The 16,141-nt window shown below is 43.9% G+C and carries 15 protein-coding genes; 5 read left to right on the forward strand and 10 right to left on the reverse strand.

Annotated features, from left to right (window positions below):
- Positions 1–147: 147 nt before the first annotated feature.
- From AAA942_RS18800 to AAA942_RS18810, 3 genes are all read left to right on the forward strand, one after another.
- The gene (locus tag AAA942_RS18800) at positions 148–1,536 is read left to right on the forward strand and encodes a methylmalonyl-CoA mutase family protein (RefSeq protein WP_338221846.1); all 1,389 of its coding nucleotides are present in this window, start codon (positions 148–150) and stop codon (positions 1,534–1,536) included.
- Complete coding sequence (gene scpA / locus AAA942_RS18805) at positions 1,533–3,653, forward strand: methylmalonyl-CoA mutase (RefSeq protein WP_338221847.1); 2,121 nt, start codon at positions 1,533–1,535, stop codon at positions 3,651–3,653. The genes AAA942_RS18800 and scpA overlap by 4 nt, the downstream gene beginning before the upstream one ends.
- 117 nt (positions 3,654–3,770) lie before the next feature.
- Positions 3,771–5,654 carry a TIGR00341 family protein gene (locus AAA942_RS18810; RefSeq protein WP_338221848.1) on the forward strand — a complete coding sequence of 628 codons (1,884 nt, stop codon included), beginning with the start codon at positions 3,771–3,773 and terminating at the stop codon, positions 5,652–5,654.
- 4 nt (positions 5,655–5,658) lie between these two features.
- On the opposite strand, the gene AAA942_RS18815 is transcribed toward AAA942_RS18810, so the two are convergent.
- The 6 genes from AAA942_RS18815 to AAA942_RS18840 all read right to left on the reverse strand — a co-directional run bounded on the left by AAA942_RS18815 (position 5,659) and on the right by AAA942_RS18840 (position 11,488).
- On the reverse strand, positions 5,659–7,200 hold the full coding sequence (locus AAA942_RS18815; RefSeq protein ID WP_338221849.1) for a carboxylesterase/lipase family protein: 1,542 nt from the start codon (positions 7,198–7,200) through the stop codon (positions 5,659–5,661).
- 3 nt (positions 7,201–7,203) lie between these two features.
- A complete protein-coding gene (locus AAA942_RS18820) occupies positions 7,204–7,908 on the reverse strand; it encodes an NUDIX hydrolase (protein WP_338221850.1) in 705 nt (234 codons plus the stop codon).
- Between the two features lie 205 nt (positions 7,909–8,113).
- A complete protein-coding gene (locus AAA942_RS18825) occupies positions 8,114–8,860 on the reverse strand; it encodes a DUF2490 domain-containing protein (RefSeq protein ID WP_338221851.1) in 747 nt (248 codons plus the stop codon).
- A gap of 55 nt (positions 8,861–8,915) precedes the next feature.
- The gene (locus AAA942_RS18830; RefSeq protein ID WP_338221852.1) at positions 8,916–9,287 is read right to left on the reverse strand and encodes a hypothetical protein; all 372 of its coding nucleotides are present in this window, start codon (positions 9,285–9,287) and stop codon (positions 8,916–8,918) included.
- Between the two features lie 44 nt (positions 9,288–9,331).
- A complete protein-coding gene (locus tag AAA942_RS18835) occupies positions 9,332–11,023 on the reverse strand; it encodes an amidohydrolase (protein WP_338221853.1) in 1,692 nt (563 codons plus the stop codon).
- Between the two features lie 18 nt (positions 11,024–11,041).
- Positions 11,042–11,488 (reverse strand): YybH family protein, encoded by a 447-nt coding sequence (locus AAA942_RS18840; protein WP_338221854.1) that lies wholly within the window; start codon positions 11,486–11,488, stop codon positions 11,042–11,044.
- 262 nt (positions 11,489–11,750) lie between these two features.
- Here AAA942_RS18840 and AAA942_RS18845 point away from each other — a divergent pair, with 262 nt between their 5' ends.
- Positions 11,751–12,884 carry an ATP-binding protein gene (locus AAA942_RS18845; protein ID WP_338221855.1) on the forward strand — a complete coding sequence of 378 codons (1,134 nt, stop codon included), beginning with the start codon at positions 11,751–11,753 and terminating at the stop codon, positions 12,882–12,884.
- Positions 12,885–12,943: 59 nt separating this feature from the next.
- Here the strand turns inward: AAA942_RS18845 and AAA942_RS18850 are convergent, their stop codons facing one another.
- The 4 genes from AAA942_RS18850 to AAA942_RS18865 all read right to left on the reverse strand — a co-directional run bounded on the left by AAA942_RS18850 (position 12,944) and on the right by AAA942_RS18865 (position 15,670).
- Positions 12,944–13,711 carry a hypothetical protein gene (locus tag AAA942_RS18850; RefSeq protein WP_338221856.1) on the reverse strand — a complete coding sequence of 256 codons (768 nt, stop codon included), beginning with the start codon at positions 13,709–13,711 and terminating at the stop codon, positions 12,944–12,946.
- Positions 13,712–13,798: 87 nt separating this feature from the next.
- Positions 13,799–14,122, reverse strand: a complete 324-nt coding sequence (locus tag AAA942_RS18855) for a 2Fe-2S iron-sulfur cluster-binding protein (RefSeq protein WP_338221857.1) — start codon at positions 14,120–14,122, stop codon at positions 13,799–13,801.
- 13 nt (positions 14,123–14,135) lie between these two features.
- Complete coding sequence (locus AAA942_RS18860; protein WP_338221967.1) at positions 14,136–15,140, reverse strand: NAD(P)/FAD-dependent oxidoreductase; 1,005 nt, start codon at positions 15,138–15,140, stop codon at positions 14,136–14,138.
- A gap of 80 nt (positions 15,141–15,220) precedes the next feature.
- Entirely contained in the window at positions 15,221–15,670 is a 450-nt protein-coding gene (locus tag AAA942_RS18865) for a MarR family winged helix-turn-helix transcriptional regulator (RefSeq protein ID WP_338221858.1), read from the reverse strand.
- Positions 15,671–15,872: 202 nt separating this feature from the next.
- On the opposite strand from AAA942_RS18865, the gene AAA942_RS18870 reads away from it, so the two are divergent.
- Entirely contained in the window at positions 15,873–16,139 is a 267-nt protein-coding gene (locus AAA942_RS18870) for a hypothetical protein (RefSeq protein ID WP_338221859.1), read from the forward strand.
- The last annotated feature ends 2 nt before the right edge of the window (positions 16,140–16,141 follow it).

Consider the following 16,141-nt stretch of genomic DNA (forward strand, 5'->3'; position numbering starts at 1 on the left):
CTAAATGATGTTTGTCGATAGAATGTTTTAATGATTGATTTTCAGGTGATTTGAATATTTCCCGAATAGAGAAGGTGCTTAGTCGGATTTCTTCTGGTGAACCTCGATGGATTGGTTATTTTTGGAATGGAAATAAACCCAAATCGCATGAAAAAAGACTTTTTTGATTTTCCGACAATCTCCAAGGCGGAATGGATAGCGCAAGCAAAAAAGGACTTAAAGGGAAAGGATTTTGATGAGGTGCTAAAGTCCGATTTGTGGGGTCGGATTTCACTTGACCCATTTTATACCCGGGAGGATTTGGAAGGGACAATTCCAAATCAATCCAGTTTCCATCAAGCGTCAGATCTCCCCGGAGAATCTGCACGGATTTGGCAAAACATGACAAGTGTGCATCCGGGAGATACTTCCGATCAGGTTTTGGAGGCCTTGCAAAACGGTTCTGAAGGATTAATTCTCCATTTGACCGGTTTCGAGGATTTGGATCAGTTGCTTGAAGGGGTTTTACCCCAATATATTCCCATTGCCATCCGTCCCATGGGAAATCCTGTCACAGCATTGAAGTCCTACTTTGACTGGGTAGACAGGCATTCTGCTCCTTTGGATCGGATACACGGTGCATTGCTTTGGTCTCCATCAGACCTCGTTTTTGATCAAAACGAGGATTTTGGATTAGGATTGGAGGTATTGGAAGAGATTTTTGAAATGACAGAGCCTTATCCCCAGTTTAGAGCATTTTCAATTCAGGCAAGTCGGTATACCGAATCGGGAGCAAATCCTATCGATGGGACTGTATTTATGCTAGGAGAGTTGGTGGAGATATTGGACCGGTCGGTTCAGAATCCGGATTATATTTTCCAAAAACTTATGCTGGAGACCGCGGTTGGGGAGCATTATTTTGGTGAAATTGCCCGCCTTAAGGCCCTGCGTCAGGTTGTTGTTCAACTGGCAAAACTCTCCCCTATGGACTTTTCTGAAGAGAAGGTTTGCCTTTTGGCAAAAAGCGCCCATTGGGATCAGTCAATTCTTGATACAAATACCAATCTGATCCGACAGACTTATCAGGCTATGGCTGCTGTACTAGGAGGTTGTAATTGGCTTTGGGTACCTCCTTTGCACGAGGATCGGGCTGGGAAAAGGGAACGGAGGATTGCCAGAAATGTATCCGCTGTCCTCAGAGAAGAGGCTTATTTGGACAAGGTGATGGATCCTGCAGCAGGCTCTTTTTTTCTGGAAAACCTTCAAACTGAAATCCAGAATGAACTGCGTGATGGGCTTAAGAAACTTGAAGCCTCAGGCGGTTGGCTAAATGTGCTGGTCAATGGGACAATTCACTCCAAGGTAAGGAATGAAAGGGAGAGGGTTCAAAAAGAAATTTTGGACAAGAGTAAAACGAAAATCGGGGTCAATATTTTCCCGGCCAGTGAAAAGCTAAAAAACGATCTTGAGTTTGAAATTTTTGAAGAAAAAATCCACCAACTCCGACCAACCCGTGCATCTTACCTAGTAGAGCTTCAAACCCAAACTACCCTATGAGACCAGATCTAAGTAAATGGGAATTTTCTTCGCAGTCCAATTCTCCTGCTACACCAATTTCTACCTGGGAGGCTCCTGAGAAAATCAGGGTTCCATCATTCTTTGAGGTGAATAAGATTCTTGAACTGAAGCAATTGGACTTTGGAGCTGGGATTCCTCCCTACCTAAGGGGACCTTACAGCACTATGTATGTGCAGCGACCTTGGACAATCAGGCAGTATGCCGGGTTTTCTACTGCTGAGGAGTCCAATGCGTTTTACAGGAGAAATCTTGCCGCAGGGCAGAAAGGTCTTTCGGTAGCATTTGATTTGGCAACCCATCGAGGCTATGACTCAGATCATCCCAGGGTTCAGGGAGATGTAGGAAAAGCGGGAGTAGCCATTGATTCGGTAGAGGATATGAAAATTCTTTTTGATCAGATTCCTCTGGATCAAATGTCGGTTTCCATGACGATGAATGGGGCGGTGATTCCTGTTTTGGCTTTCTACATCGTAGCAGCTGAGGAGCAAGGCGTAAGCCCTGAAAAACTCAGCGGGACGATTCAGAATGACATTCTCAAGGAGTTTATGGTGCGGAATACCTATATCTATCCGCCACAGCCCAGCATGCGGATTATCGGGGATATTTTCGAGTACACCTCGAAGTATATGCCCAAGTTCAATTCCATTTCTATTTCAGGCTATCACATGCAGGAGGCTGGGGCCACGGCAGATTTGGAATTGGCGTACACTTTGGCGGATGGTTTGGAATATCTTCGAACCGGGATAAAGGCAGGATTGGATATCGATGACTTTGCCCCCCGTTTGTCGTTCTTTTGGGCAATTGGCATGAACTATTTCATGGAAATCGCCAAGATGCGAGCAGGTCGATTGCTTTGGGCAAAAATCGTCCAGCAATTTGATCCTAAGGATTCAAAGTCTTTGGCACTACGAACTCACTGTCAGACCTCAGGCTGGTCCCTAACAGAGCAAGATCCCTTCAATAACGTGACCCGAACAGCTGTGGAAGCTTTGGGTGCAGCAATGGGACATACCCAATCCCTACATACCAATTCCCTGGATGAAGCGATAGCCCTTCCCACTGATTTTTCTGCCCGAATTGCCAGAAATACCCAGTTGGTTCTTCAGCAGGAGACAGGGATCACTCAGGTAGTGGATCCATGGGGAGGCTCTTTCTATGTAGAATATTTGACGGATCAACTGGTCCAGAGAGCCTGGTCTTTGATTGAAGAGGTAGAGGAAATGGGAGGAATGGCAAAAGCTATTGAGGCGGGACTTCCTAAGCTAAGAATCGAGGAAGCGGCCGCCAAAAAGCAGGCGAGAATAGACAGTGGAAAAGACATCATCGTAGGAGTTAACCTATATCAGGTGAGTGAATCTACTGAAATAGATCTTTTGGAAGTGGACAACCAATCCGTCCGGGAATCACAAATCCAGCGTCTGAAAGAAATCAAAAGCCAAAGAAACCAGGCTGAAGTGGATCAGGCCTTGGAATCAATCACTCAGGCTGCCGAGTCAGGAAAAGGGAATTTGCTGGAGTTGGCAGTGGATGCTGCCCGAAAAAGAGCTACTTTAGGTGAAATCTCACTGGCCATGGAATCTGCTTTTGGTCGCCACAAAGCCCAAACCCAATCCATCTCCGGAGTCTATGCATCAGAAGTGAAAAATCAGGATTCATTTAAGAAAGCGCAAGAATTGTCGGATCAGTTTGCCGAGATGGAAGGGCGTAGACCGAGAATCCTCGTAGCCAAAATGGGGCAGGATGGGCATGATCGTGGAGCTAAAGTGATTGCCACAGGATTTGCTGATTTGGGATTTGATGTGGACATCGGACCGCTTTTCCAAACTCCCCAAGAAGTCGCTGAGCAGGCCGTAGAAAACGATGTACATATCGTGGGTGCTTCTTCTTTGGCGGCGGGTCACAAAACACTGATTCCTCAGCTTATCCAGGCTCTTCGAGAATTAGGAAGAGAGGATATCATGGTGGTTGCTGGTGGGGTAATCCCGGTGAAGGATTATGATTTTCTCAAAAAAGAGGGCGTTTCGGCTGTTTTTGGGCCTGGAACTGTGCTTTCTGAGGCTGCGATTGAGATTCTAAATCAGCTTCTAGAGGATTAGAAGGAAAATCATTGAATTAAAAGCCAGGTAGCTTTGAGACTTTATGGTCATTAGGTTTTAATTGACCTAGGTTTTCTCCATATTGGGTTAATCCATTGATCCTTTAATTTCCTTTTTATGAAGAGTTATTGGTTGGTTTTTGATCCCTCTATTCCGGAAGATGAGCGAGAAAGATTTTTTGAAAAACTGGATCCTCAGCCTCAGGAAAAAATTAACTGGAATGATTTTGATTTAGAAAATTATTCCAAAAAAGACCATCTTCTTCTTTGGTTGTCAGATGAGCAGTGCCGAATTATACTAGGAAAATTAAAGGACAAAGGAAATCCAAATCTAGCCTTATTACCTCACCCTGAGCTTAAGCTTTTTGCCAAAGCCCTTGGAATAGCCGCTTCTAAAGAAAAGGCGTTTAAGTGGTTTTTGGAGCAGGAAAAAATCCAACCGTTTGATCTCCTTTCGGTCAATGGTGAACTCTGCATCAGTTCTCTGGTGATCGGGGAGTCCCTGAGTGTGCTTTTCGATCCCAACGAATCAGACTTCTTTCGTTCTTTTGGAAAGCGTTTCTCCCGTTTTCTCAAATTGTTTCGCAAGGTCAAATTGGAAACTTTCAAGATCAAGCTTAAAAACGAAGAAGAGGAAAAAGTCTTGGAAGTAGCGGCAATGGGGATATTGGCTACGGGGCATAACGAAAGTAGCCTTGTATTCAAGCGGTTGATCGAGGATTCCGGGCTGAATGACGGCTTACTTCAGGTATTGATTCTGGCTCCCAAAAGTCTTTTTTCCATCATACAGTTTGGGCTTCAAAACCTGTTTTTTCCTATCAAGGGCGGTAGGATACCTGATTTTGTGAGCTATGTATCCACTGAATATTTGGAAGTGTCTTGCGGGAAAGAATTTACTTATGCCTTGGACGGTAACGAAGCCAAAGCTGAAAAGCTGGAGCTAAAGGTTTCTGAACAAGAAGTAAATATTTTAGTCGGATTTGAACAGACCAAAGAAAGTGAATCCAAAAGAAAAGAAATCAACCTTGGTAAACTTCCTACGGGAAAGCTCAGGGAGGCTTTGACCAGAGGCTATTTGCCTTGGGTGCGACATGCCACTACCGAAGAATTTAAAGAACTGTTTACCCTCCTGAAGCAAAATTCGCAGACTACCTCTTCCTTTTTGGTTTTGATGGCCTTGTCCACTTTGATAGCCACCTTTGGTTTATTTGCTGATTCTGGACCAGTAGTCATCGGAGCCATGATTTTGGCTCCGCTCATGGGACCGATTATTTCCTTGGCTATGGGAGCACTCCGTCAGGATGGAATTTTGATCAAATCCAGCTTGATCACCCTCTTTTGGGGGATTTTATTGGGGTTGGTTTTTGCGGTGGCGATTACTTGGATTACTCCTTTGCAAACAATGAACTCCGAGATCCTTGCCCGAATCAGACCCAATCTTCTCGATTTGGGAATCGCAGTGGCTGCAGGAGTGGCTGGTGCCTATGCACATTCTAAAGAAGAAATAGCCAAAACTCTTGCTGGAGTGGCCATTTCTGTCGCTTTAGTGCCTCCGTTGGCGGTGTCAGGAATCGGTTTGGGTTGGGGGGAATGGAATGTCTTTTGGGGGGCTGCCCTGCTTTTGGGGACCAACCTGGCTGGAATCGTACTTGCCGCAGCGTTGACTTTTCTTGTTTTGGGATTTAGTCCCTTTCAGTTGGCAAAAAAAGGCATATTCATTTCCTTGGGGCTTATGATTTTGGTCACGGCTCCCCTGTTTCTAAGTTTTCGGGAGATGGTTCGCGAAAATCAATTGATCCAACGCCTAAGCGGCAGTCAGATTCCCCATGGTACTTTGAGAGAAGTCAAGATCAGAAACCTCAGTCCGCTTCGGATCTCGGTGACCATTCTTTCGGATAAAGAATTGCACCAGGAGGATTTTGTCCAAATAAAAAGTGAAATCGAAGCAGTCCTGGATCAACCTATCGAGCTCGAATTGACTTTGGGGGTAATGTTGGAATAAAAAATCATCGGTTCAGGCTTTCCATAAATTTCATCTGCTCCCAATACGGCATAGCCCTAGTTTTGACCTCTGCGCCAAGTTCGATGATGAGTGGATTTTCGGGATCAAAAACAGGCCATTCGGGAAGATTGGGCCCATTTGGGTTTCCTGTTTTCACAAAGTTGACCCAGTAATCCGACATGGTTTTTTCCAAGTCATAATCCACCTGCTCAAAAGGTCGGTTCCAGTTTCTCAGTGTATGAAGTGCATAGCTGAACTCTGCCGAATGAAAAGCTCCGTAATTGGGTTCACCGGGAGCCACTCGGGTGAAATAATAGAGATAAGCATCTTTCTGACCCTTTTCGGTCTGCATTCTTGCCCAAGTATAATTCTGAAATCCAAATCCGAGGACTCCGATAGTCTTCAGGGTTTCTTCCAATTCGACTTCATTTCCGGCAGGGAAAAGCTGCAAATATTCTCCAGCGCGGCCTCCGTATTGCTTTTTCGCGTTGGCTTTGAATTCGGCGGGAGTGGTTGGTGGATTGCCGGAAACCCGATCATCCGCATTCCAGCCGGTTAATAGCGGAACGTCTGAGAAAGTCCCCTCTTCAAATGCCTGCCTCACACTTGGCAAAACCTTCCCGTCAACCACAGGTCCAAATCTTCCCGGAAACTTGAGCAGGCTGTCAGCAGGAATTTTGCGGAGGTCTGCCAACGAGATTCCAAGTGTGTCGGTGAGTTGTTTTCCACGATCTTCTGCCCCCTGAAGTCCGGAAACCAAGCCAGAGCCTCGATTAAACATGCCCCCGCTTTGGGCGATGGCTTTGTGGAAAAGGCCTTTTGCCTTAGGAGAGACCACTAAGGCGTTGACACTGAATGCTCCGGCGGATTGGCCTGCTATGGTCACCTTATCCGGGTCTCCGCCAAAGGCAGCAATGTTCTTTTTCACCCATTCCAATCCGGCAATCTGATCCAAAAGTCCATAGTTGCCGGAAGTTTGATCGGGATTTTCAGCGCTGAGTTCGGGGTGGGCAAGAAATCCGAGCATGCCCACTCGGTAGTTGAGGGCAACGACTACGATGCCTTTTTTCGCCAACTCTTCTCCATCGTAAAGCGGAACGGTATTCCCTCCCGAGCTGAATCCACCCCCATAAATCCAGACCATCACAGGAAGTTTTTCATCTGCCCGCTCTGCAACTGTCCATACATTGAGGTAAAGGCAATCTTCCGAAATAGGTTCTTTCGGAATCAAAAATTCTTGAGACCAGGCAAAAAACGGAACTGGAGGATTTTGCATCGGGGCAGCTGGATTTTCGATGCAGGCTTTTGTTCCTTCCCAAGGCCTGACAGGTTGGGGAGCCTTCCATCGCAATTCACCTACTGGCGGAGCTGCGAAAGGAATGCCTTTGAAGATTTTGACTTGGCCGCTAGAGTCGGTTTTTCCGGCGATCAGGCCTCCTTCCACTGCGACCGATTGGATAGAGATATCGGTGGAGGTTTTGGATTTTCCGCAGGAGAAAAAAAGAAAGCCCATCAACGCGATGAGCAGTAACGGACTTTTGGGCATAGGTTAATGGGTTTTGAAGCTGTAGAGATAGGGAGCTTTGTGGCTTTTGCCGGTGAACAGTTTTTCATGTCGGTCGAGGATATCGAGGCTGAGCATTTTTCGCTGAAAGCTGGTGCGACGGAGTTTTTGGCCCAAAATCGCTTCATACACAGCCTGAAGTTCATTCATGGTGAATTTTTCAGGTAAGAGATTACCGCCGATAAGCTTCCGATCCAGATTTTCCCGAAGCGTGAGCAGGGCTTTATTCACAATTTGCTTATGATCAAATATTAGCTCGGGGAGTTTGTCGATTTCGTACCAATCAATCGAATCAGAAAGAGTGTCAGGTTGTAAGGTGACTTTTTCATGATCGATCAATGCATAGTAAGCAATGGAAAAAAATCGGTCGAGCATCCAGTAATTGTCTGGTACCGTATAGCCATTGGCTTCTAAAATTCGCCTCATGGTTGCAGGATCAAACCGATCTACATTTCCAAAAAGATGGACTTGTTCCAAATAAATTTCTTTCAGCCCTGTTCGTTCAAAAAGGCCCCTTTTGACCGCGTCATCCAGGTTTTCATTTTTTCTGACAAAACCTCCCGGAAGTGCAAAAAGCCCTGTATCATGATATTCCATGACTAGGATTTTGAGTTTTCCTCTGGAAAATCCAAAAACCACCGAATCATAGGCCAAGTGGGGGACAAAATTGGTGGATTCGGGTAGAGGCATAAACTTTAAGATTATGCGCCTAATTAAATAGGAATTTTCTGGAGAAGCAATTATTATTGTCTCACAAAGAAACAATAAGCAATTCCTAATTTTGCTTGAGATTGATCTTTGAAGGATAATTTGGATTCAATACCCCCCTGAAGAAATTGTCCTGAATTAACTTAACACAGGGTCCAAAGACGACCTAAGGCCGGGAAACCGGCCTTTATTTTTTAGCTGATTTGAGTTGATGCTTCACCACCGTTCTGAGGATATGCTGATCCAAGTATCCTCCGTGGATTCTAGCTTGATGCCAATTCACATACCCCAAATCCAAGCTTAAGGCGGCGGAAAAAGAGAAGCTGAGATCTGCAGAAATCCGATTTTGGTCAAAGGCGAGCTGCTCTAAATCTCCTCCTCCCATGGCCATGATTTCATTGGCAATTTTAAGTTTTAGTGATTTTTCATCTTTTAGATTAGCCAGTGGTAAAATCGCTTGAAGGCGATACCTTATTCTCGCGGCAGTGAAATTAAACCCCGATTCTGAAGCGGTGTACTCCAAATTGGTGTTTTGAAAGAATCTTAATTCGCCCCTCAGTCGATTGTTCACACTAATGCCAGCAACTTTTGCCCGGAGGTTCAATTCCCCCTGAGGACGTAATTCGGGGAGATTAAAATTGGATAGATCTGAACCGGTAGGGATATGGAAGAGGAACATGCTTCCCCCCAGACCATAATTAAAAAAAGGAGTTACTTTCTTATGGAACCTGGTTCGGATAAAAAACTGACTCTGAAGAAATGGATCCACGAGGTGTCGTTCCATAAGTTCAGTCTCATTGAACCAATTTTTCGACAGTGGTGCATGCAAGGTATATTCATACCAAAGAGCTTTTTGATCCGAAGATTCCTGAGCAAAAGATGCCAAAGCGACAAATAGAAGAAGAAGCAAAAGGGTTAGTCTGGGTGATCTCATAGATCACCCATTTTAATGTCTTTGTTCTCAAAAAATTGGTGACAAAAGTCTCATATCAATAAAAAAGAACCGGCTTGCCATTTTCACAGGTCACTCCCCGGGGTGATCCTACTAGGAGACAATCTGAGACGATATTGTTGGCCCTGTTATATTCCGCTTGCTGCAAGGTGTACTTATCGATCAAAGGAAGGATGGAGTTTTCCACGCTTTGGTGGTAGGCGATGTAGCGCTCGGGTCCTCCGCAGGCTTTGCTTCCCATTGGGAAAAATTTCCATTGATCAGCATTGGTACAGGAGACAGACTCCGAAAGGGCGATGATTTCTGCTTCCAGTGACTCCAGAGATTCCAAAGAAGTTTTTTGCTCCTGATCGATACAGCTAAAGATAGCCAGGATCAAACTTAACATGATAAAAATGCTTCGTTTCATATTTCTGATGATTTTCCCAAAAAACGTAGGTTAGCTATTTTCTGCTACTGTTTTTCAAAAACTTTTTTTCCTCCCACCCAAGTCATCAAGACCTCTACTTCATGGATTTTTATTGGGTCGATGGTGAAAATATCCTGAGAAAAAACGACTAAATCTGCCAGATAACCCGGCTTCAGAAGACCTTTCTTATTTTCTTCAAAAGAGGAATAGGCCCCCATATAAGTATAGGCTTTCATTGCTTCGAAAATGCTGATTTTTTCCTGAGGAATCCATCCTCCATCGGGATATCCTTCAGGATTTCGGCGATTGACGGCAATGTGAATTCCCCGGATTGGATTGAGACTGATGCATGCCGGCCAGTCAGAGCTAAAAACCAACTCTGCCTTTTGATCCAACAAGGATCTCCAAGCAAAAGAATAAGGCAATCTTCCCTCCCCAACGGCATTAGACCAGACTACGGTAGTTCCGGGCTCGGCATGGATAGGCTCCATGCTTGGCAGCACTCCCAACTGGGCAAATCTTGGAATATCATCAGGATGGATCGTTTCGATATGCTCAACTCGATGCCTTTTTCCTTTGGATTGATTTTCTGATAGGGCTTTTTCGTAGGCATTCAAGACCTCTCGAACTCCTCGGTCTCCAATCGCATGGGTATAAAGCCGGAATCCTTTCGCATCCATAATTTTCACCAGTTCCTGATACCGATCTAAAGGATAATTCAATTGGCCAAGGGCCAAAGGGTCAGTGGAAGGAATATCTGAATAGGGCTCCAGCATCGCTCCGGTGTGGCCTTCGATCACCCCATCAATCATAAATTTGATCGCATCGGCTCTCAGCCATGGATTGGATGTGCCTACACTATCTTTCAAAAAGGTGAATCGATCCAATTGCTCAGGAGTACTGTTTTTATTGACTGAAAAAGCAGCTGCATAGCGGAGCGTTAGATCTCCATTTTGGTGAAGGGTCTGAAAAAGTCTCAGATCCTCTTCGGAGCCGCTGGCGTTTTGGACACTGGTGATTCCCAAAGAAGCGGCATAGGCCAAACCTTTCCGAAGGGAATTCAGCTTGTCTTCGAAGCTGGCCTCAGGGACTAATTTCCCTACCAAACCCATGGCATCTTCCTTTAAAGCCCCGGTGGGATTCCCGTTTTTATCTTTGACCAATTCCCCAAAACCAGAAAATTCAGTGTCTTTGGTGATTCCCGCCAATTCCAAGGCCTTGGGATTAGCATAAGCACTATGCCCATCGTAGGCTTTGATTAATACTGGTTTTTCCAAGTTCAAAAATTTCATGGTTTCGTGATCGGGAAGACCGGATTCGAAAAAAGTGTATTGCCAACCCCTTCCGGTAATCCAATCTTTTTCCGGATTGGCTTGGATGAAATCCATGGTCATTCTTTCCATTTCGGTAAAAGTCTTGGCAGAAGAAAGTTCCACTTGCGTCAGGCCCATTGACCCACCTAAGAAGTGGATGTGGGCATCGTTAAATCCTGCTGTCACCAATTTCCCTTGGAGATCAATAATTTCTGTTTCTGGTCCAGCCAAAGAAGAAATAAGCTCAGAATCCCCGATTTGGAAAATCGTATCACCTGAAATAGCAATGGCTTTGACAAATGTATCGGCTCCCTCTCCAGTCCATATTTTCCCATTGATCAAAATCACCGAAGGCGTTGTAGTGGTTTTTTGGCAGGAAAATAAAATCAGGCTGGCGAGGAATAAAGTGAACAGGTTTCTCATTGAATAATGGGTGTGGAATTAATTTGAGGTAGTTGGGTTCATGTTTCGGATGGCTGAGATTTTCCATTCCTTTTTATGAAAAACAACCGTAAAGCTGCTCCACATATTTCTGGTAGTTCCATCAGGGCTTTTGATGATGTAGCGGCAGTCAACAAGGGCTATTTCATCGGATAGGAATTTGATTTTTTCTACTTCGAGAGTGCGAGTTCCTGGGTTGGATTGGGTACTGGACTGCATGCCTTGGATGGCTTCGGAGATTCCTGTTCTCCATTCTCCGGAGGAAACGAGTTGATCGATGTCTTCGGTAAGTATTTTTTTGAGCAAAACAGTGTCTTGAGTTTCCCGTGCTTTGGAATATTCTCCGATCAGATAGTGGATTTTCAGGGCATTATCTTTTTGATCTGAGGTGATTTGGGGAAATCCGATCAACGGAAATAAAAGGAGAAGGATCAAAAGCGATTTCATTTCAGATTTTGTTTGGGTACTGCTCATACAACTTACGAAAAACAATTCTCACAGATTGATAAAATGCTACATTCTAACTATTCAAATCCCTTGATAATCACAGTTTTTTGACTTAAACCAGCCCAATCTATGTAAAATAGGCTGGTTGACTAGCGTAATTAATATAAATTAGGCTGTTTTAATTTTCAAAAGTGGTATCTTTAATTTTTCTAGCTATTGAAATACAAGTTTTTAGAATAGAGCTGAGTTAAATTAAGAAGATATGGACATTCCAAGATTTGTGGCAAAGAAGATGCTGAGTCAGATCGGAAAGCAAAAAGTGATCTTGCTCTATGGCAGTCGGCGTACGGGTAAGACTACTTTGATCGAAGAAATCCGTCAGGCTTATGCTGAAAGAACCCTTTTTCTATTGGGGGAGGATGCGCAGGTTGCAGAAGTCCTTCAAAACAGGACCGTGGTCAATTACAGTCAGATGATTGGAGATAAAACTCTGGTAATCATTGATGAGGCACAGACTGTACCTCAAATCGGAAAAATCCTAAAACTAATGATCGATTCTATTCCCGGAATTACCATAATCGCCACGGGAAGTAGCAGTTTGGACTTGGTCAATGATGCCGGCGAACCTTTGGTGGGTAGGCAACTCGTATATCAGCTATTTCCTTTATCTCAGGTGGAGTTTTCTCAAAAGGAAAACTTGATTGAGACTCTGGGAAGACTTGAGAATCGCCTTATCTATGGAGGTTATCCTGAATTAATTCATCTTTCTACTTTGGAGGAAAAGGAGGAATACCTTAAGTCGCTTGTCAACTCTTATTTATTGAAAGACTTGCTGGCATTGACTACTATCAAAGGTGCGGATGTCTTATTTCGTTTGTTGAAGCTGTTGGCTTTTGAGGTTGGGAGTCAAGTGAGTACCGTAGAGTTGGGAAACAGTCTTCAGTTGAACAAGGAGACGGTGGACCGCTACCTTGACTTACTATCCAAAGTCTTTATCATTTTTCCACTTAGTGGATATAGCCAAAACCTCCGGAAAGAGGTAAGCAAATCGAAGAAGTGGTATTTCTATGACAATGGAATCCGGAATGCCCTGATTAACAACTTCAGCCCGATGGCTTTCCGCAATGATATTGGCCAACTTTGGGAACAATGGATGATTGTGGAACGGATGAAATTTAACTCATCGAGAGGCTATGCTCCGGATTATTATTTCTGGCGAACCTACGATGGGCAGGAGATAGACCTATTGGAAGTAAATAGTCTTCAGGAGATTCAGGGACTGGAATTTAAATGGGGAACCAAAAAGCCCAAAGTTCCTGCCGCTTTTGCCAAGGCTTATCCCGATGCAAAGTGGACTGCTGTGTCAAAGGATAACTATTTGGAGTGGATATGCTAAACCTCCAGGAGATCAACGGAGAAAACACGCAGATTTCCATAGAAAAAGGAGCTTTTACTTCATCGGAATGTATATCTGGAGAAATCAAAAGAATCTGTGAGTGCAGAAAAGTCATTTTCTAATACCAAAATAAATTTGGTGGGGCTAGAAAGCTTTAGCTCTTGCGAATAATCGTATAATTCCCATGATGTGTTTTCTAGCCACTTTATCAAAGTAGGGTCAAGATTATTTCCAAATCCACGGATGATTCTTGCAGTAGACCGACCAAAAAGGTGGTGATACTCAATCTCAAATATCCCATAAGGCGGAATGGATGGATTGGATTTTAATCCTGATAATCTGGAGAAAAAATCGTTTTCTTTCCGGGATTCGAAAAGAATTTCTTCAACTCTGAAAGATGAAGTGTAGTTGATCTTTGAGTTTTTTAAAATCGTAAGAATTTCTAATTCTGGGCTCTGGGTTTTTACGTAATCCAAAGGAAAATATCTCGAACAATATCCCAAAAATGGAAGTCCATTTTCTATTGGATAAAGATAGACAAGGAGTTCTTCTCCAACCTTTAGATAGGGATGACACATACCACCTACTTTATCTGGATTGTTGACAAAAAATTCTTTCAGATTTTTCCCTTTGAATTCTTCATAAACTTCAATTGAGACTTTGAATAATGTTGGGTCATTTTCGTAGTTCTTAATCGAAGAAATTTTTCCAGAAACCACAAATGAGGAATTTCTGTAAGCATTGTCCAAATGCCACCATGAACAATCACAAGCCCAAATGCCAACCGAAACAAGGAAAAGAAATAAAGAAAAGATTACTCTTATCATGCATTTACAAAAAAAAACTACCACTATCCAGGTAGTCTTATCATGTTACTTCTAGCTTCTTGATTCTAAATTTTGGATTCTCGATCCTTACACTACATCTTCTCCTCTCAGCTTGATCACAGCTCCTTCTAGGATATCTCCGATTCGGATTTGGCAGGCTAGGCGGGAAGTGGGGAAGTATTCTGGCAGGTTTTCGAGCTGATCGAGTTCTGCATCGGTGGCATCTCCGAGGCCATCCTGTCCTTCCAATACCTCAATATGGCATGTGGCACACAAGGCCATGCCTCCGCAGGTGGCAAGGATTGGGTATTCGGAAGCTTTCAAAACTTCCATGAGACTAAGTCCCATATCTGCGGGAGCTTCGACCTCTTGTCTGTTGCCGTCTTGGTCCTCTACAGTAAATTTGATCATGGCTGGGGTAGATTTAGAATGCGTTGACGCCGTTTACTGTGGTGTATTTGAAGCTGAGCTTTTGGTCAGGGTACACATATTTGAATGCTGAGTGCATCATGATGGCTGCTTCATGGAAGCCGCAAAGGATCAACTTCAGTTTTCCGGGATAGGTATTGATATCTCCGATGGCATAGATTCTTTCCACTCCTGTAGAATAGTCACGGGTATCTACTTCAATGGCGTTTTTGTCGATTGTCAAGCCCCAATCTGCGATAGGTCCAAGCTTTGGACTGAGACCAAACAAAGGAATCAGATAATCTGCGTCAATCTTGATTTCCTCTTTGTTTTTACCCTCTAGGGTTACAGAATTCAGTTTGCCATTTCCTCCAATCTCTTTTAGGTTGGCAGAAAGAATCAGGTCGATTTTTCCTTTATTGGCCAAGTCAAAAACTTTGGAGGCCGAATCAGGCGCACCTCTGAAAGTTTCATTTCTGTGTACCAAAGTCACTCTATTGGCTACTTTGGCCAGGTATATGGTCCAGTCGAGAGCCGAATCTCCTCCTCCGGCGATTACCACGTTTTTTTCACGGAAGGTCTCCGGATTTTTGACCATGTAGGTTACCCCTTTTCCTTCAAAGTTTTCCAGATTGTTCAAAACAGGCTTTCTAGGCTCAAAGCAGCCTAATCCACCGGCAATGATGATAACTTTGGCGTGCACTTTGGTCTTCTCATTGGTAGTAATGATGTAGCTCCCATCAGTCTGCTTGTCGAGATGATCCACTCGCTCTCCCAAAGTGAAGGTGGGCTGAAAGGGCTTGGCCTGCTCCATCAAATTATCCACCAATTCCTGGGCTTTGATTTCAGGATACCCGGGGATGTCGTAGATGGGTTTCTGAGGATAAATTTCTGATAACTGCCCACCAATCTGAGGCAGCGCGTCTATCAGGTGGCATCTCATTTTGAGTAAGCCTGCTTCGAAGACAGCAAAAAGCCCCACGGGTCCTGCTCCGATGATGCAAAGATCTGTATGGATCATATTGGTATTCATTTCTTATCTTCTTTAACCCCGGAAGGGGAGTAATGTTTGTGTAATTATAATTAGTGTACTAACTATTCTTAGTCCTCTATTTTTTGCCCCTCCAAATTTTCATAAATCGTATTCAAAATCCGCTTGAATTCTTCGAAATCCTTTTCGTTCAGGTTCTCCCAAGCTTTTTCCCGGATTTCCAGAATTTGAGGCTTGAGTTCGGTTACTTTTGAAACTCCTGAAGGGGTGAGGTGAAGTTGAAAACTCCTTCTGTCCTGAGGATGAGTGACTCGCTCCACATAGCCTTTTTTACAAAGCAAATCGATAATTCTGGTCAGTGTAGGATGGTCTTTGAAAACTAAATTGGCTAGTTCAGTTTGACTCATGGTCCCATTTTCAGAGAGGTTTTTCAGGACCAGCCATTGATCTACCGTCACGTCAAATTCGCCCTGCTTGAATTGCTGTTGGGCATATTGCTTCACTCTCCGGGCGGTCCGGTCTAGTAGGAAGGAATAGCGGGCAAATAGTTCTTGTGTCATGCAAATAATTAGTGTGACAAATATAAGGACTTTCAAGCATTTTATCTTTTTTCTGGATTGTATCTGATTTTTTTTCAGAAAATGCCTCCTCTTTGTCAAATACTTGGCCGAGGATATCCATTCAATGAACTCATCCCCTTATTTTTAACCTGCTTAACACCAAATCCCGGAGTAGACCCACTCCTGCCTGAATTACTTTATTATGAATTGGAACTCTGTCATTGACAAAGCCTTGGAGGTATTGCGTACTTCTGACAAGGGATATGTCCTCATGGATATGTACAATAATATTCTAACCCCGGAAGAAGCCGCTTTCAATAAAATCCAAGTGACTCCCTACAATGCGCTGAAATTTATTCAAACCCAATTTTCTGCGATGGGTTTGGACATTTCAGACAAACACGTGAGGATAAAGCTCATCGCTTTGCTTGAGGAGTTTGAACGGCTTCAAAAAGAAAGAATAAAGTAAAG

This window comes from Algoriphagus sp. oki45, from assembly GCF_036245605.1.
GTDB lineage: Bacteria > Bacteroidota > Bacteroidia > Cytophagales > Cyclobacteriaceae > Algoriphagus.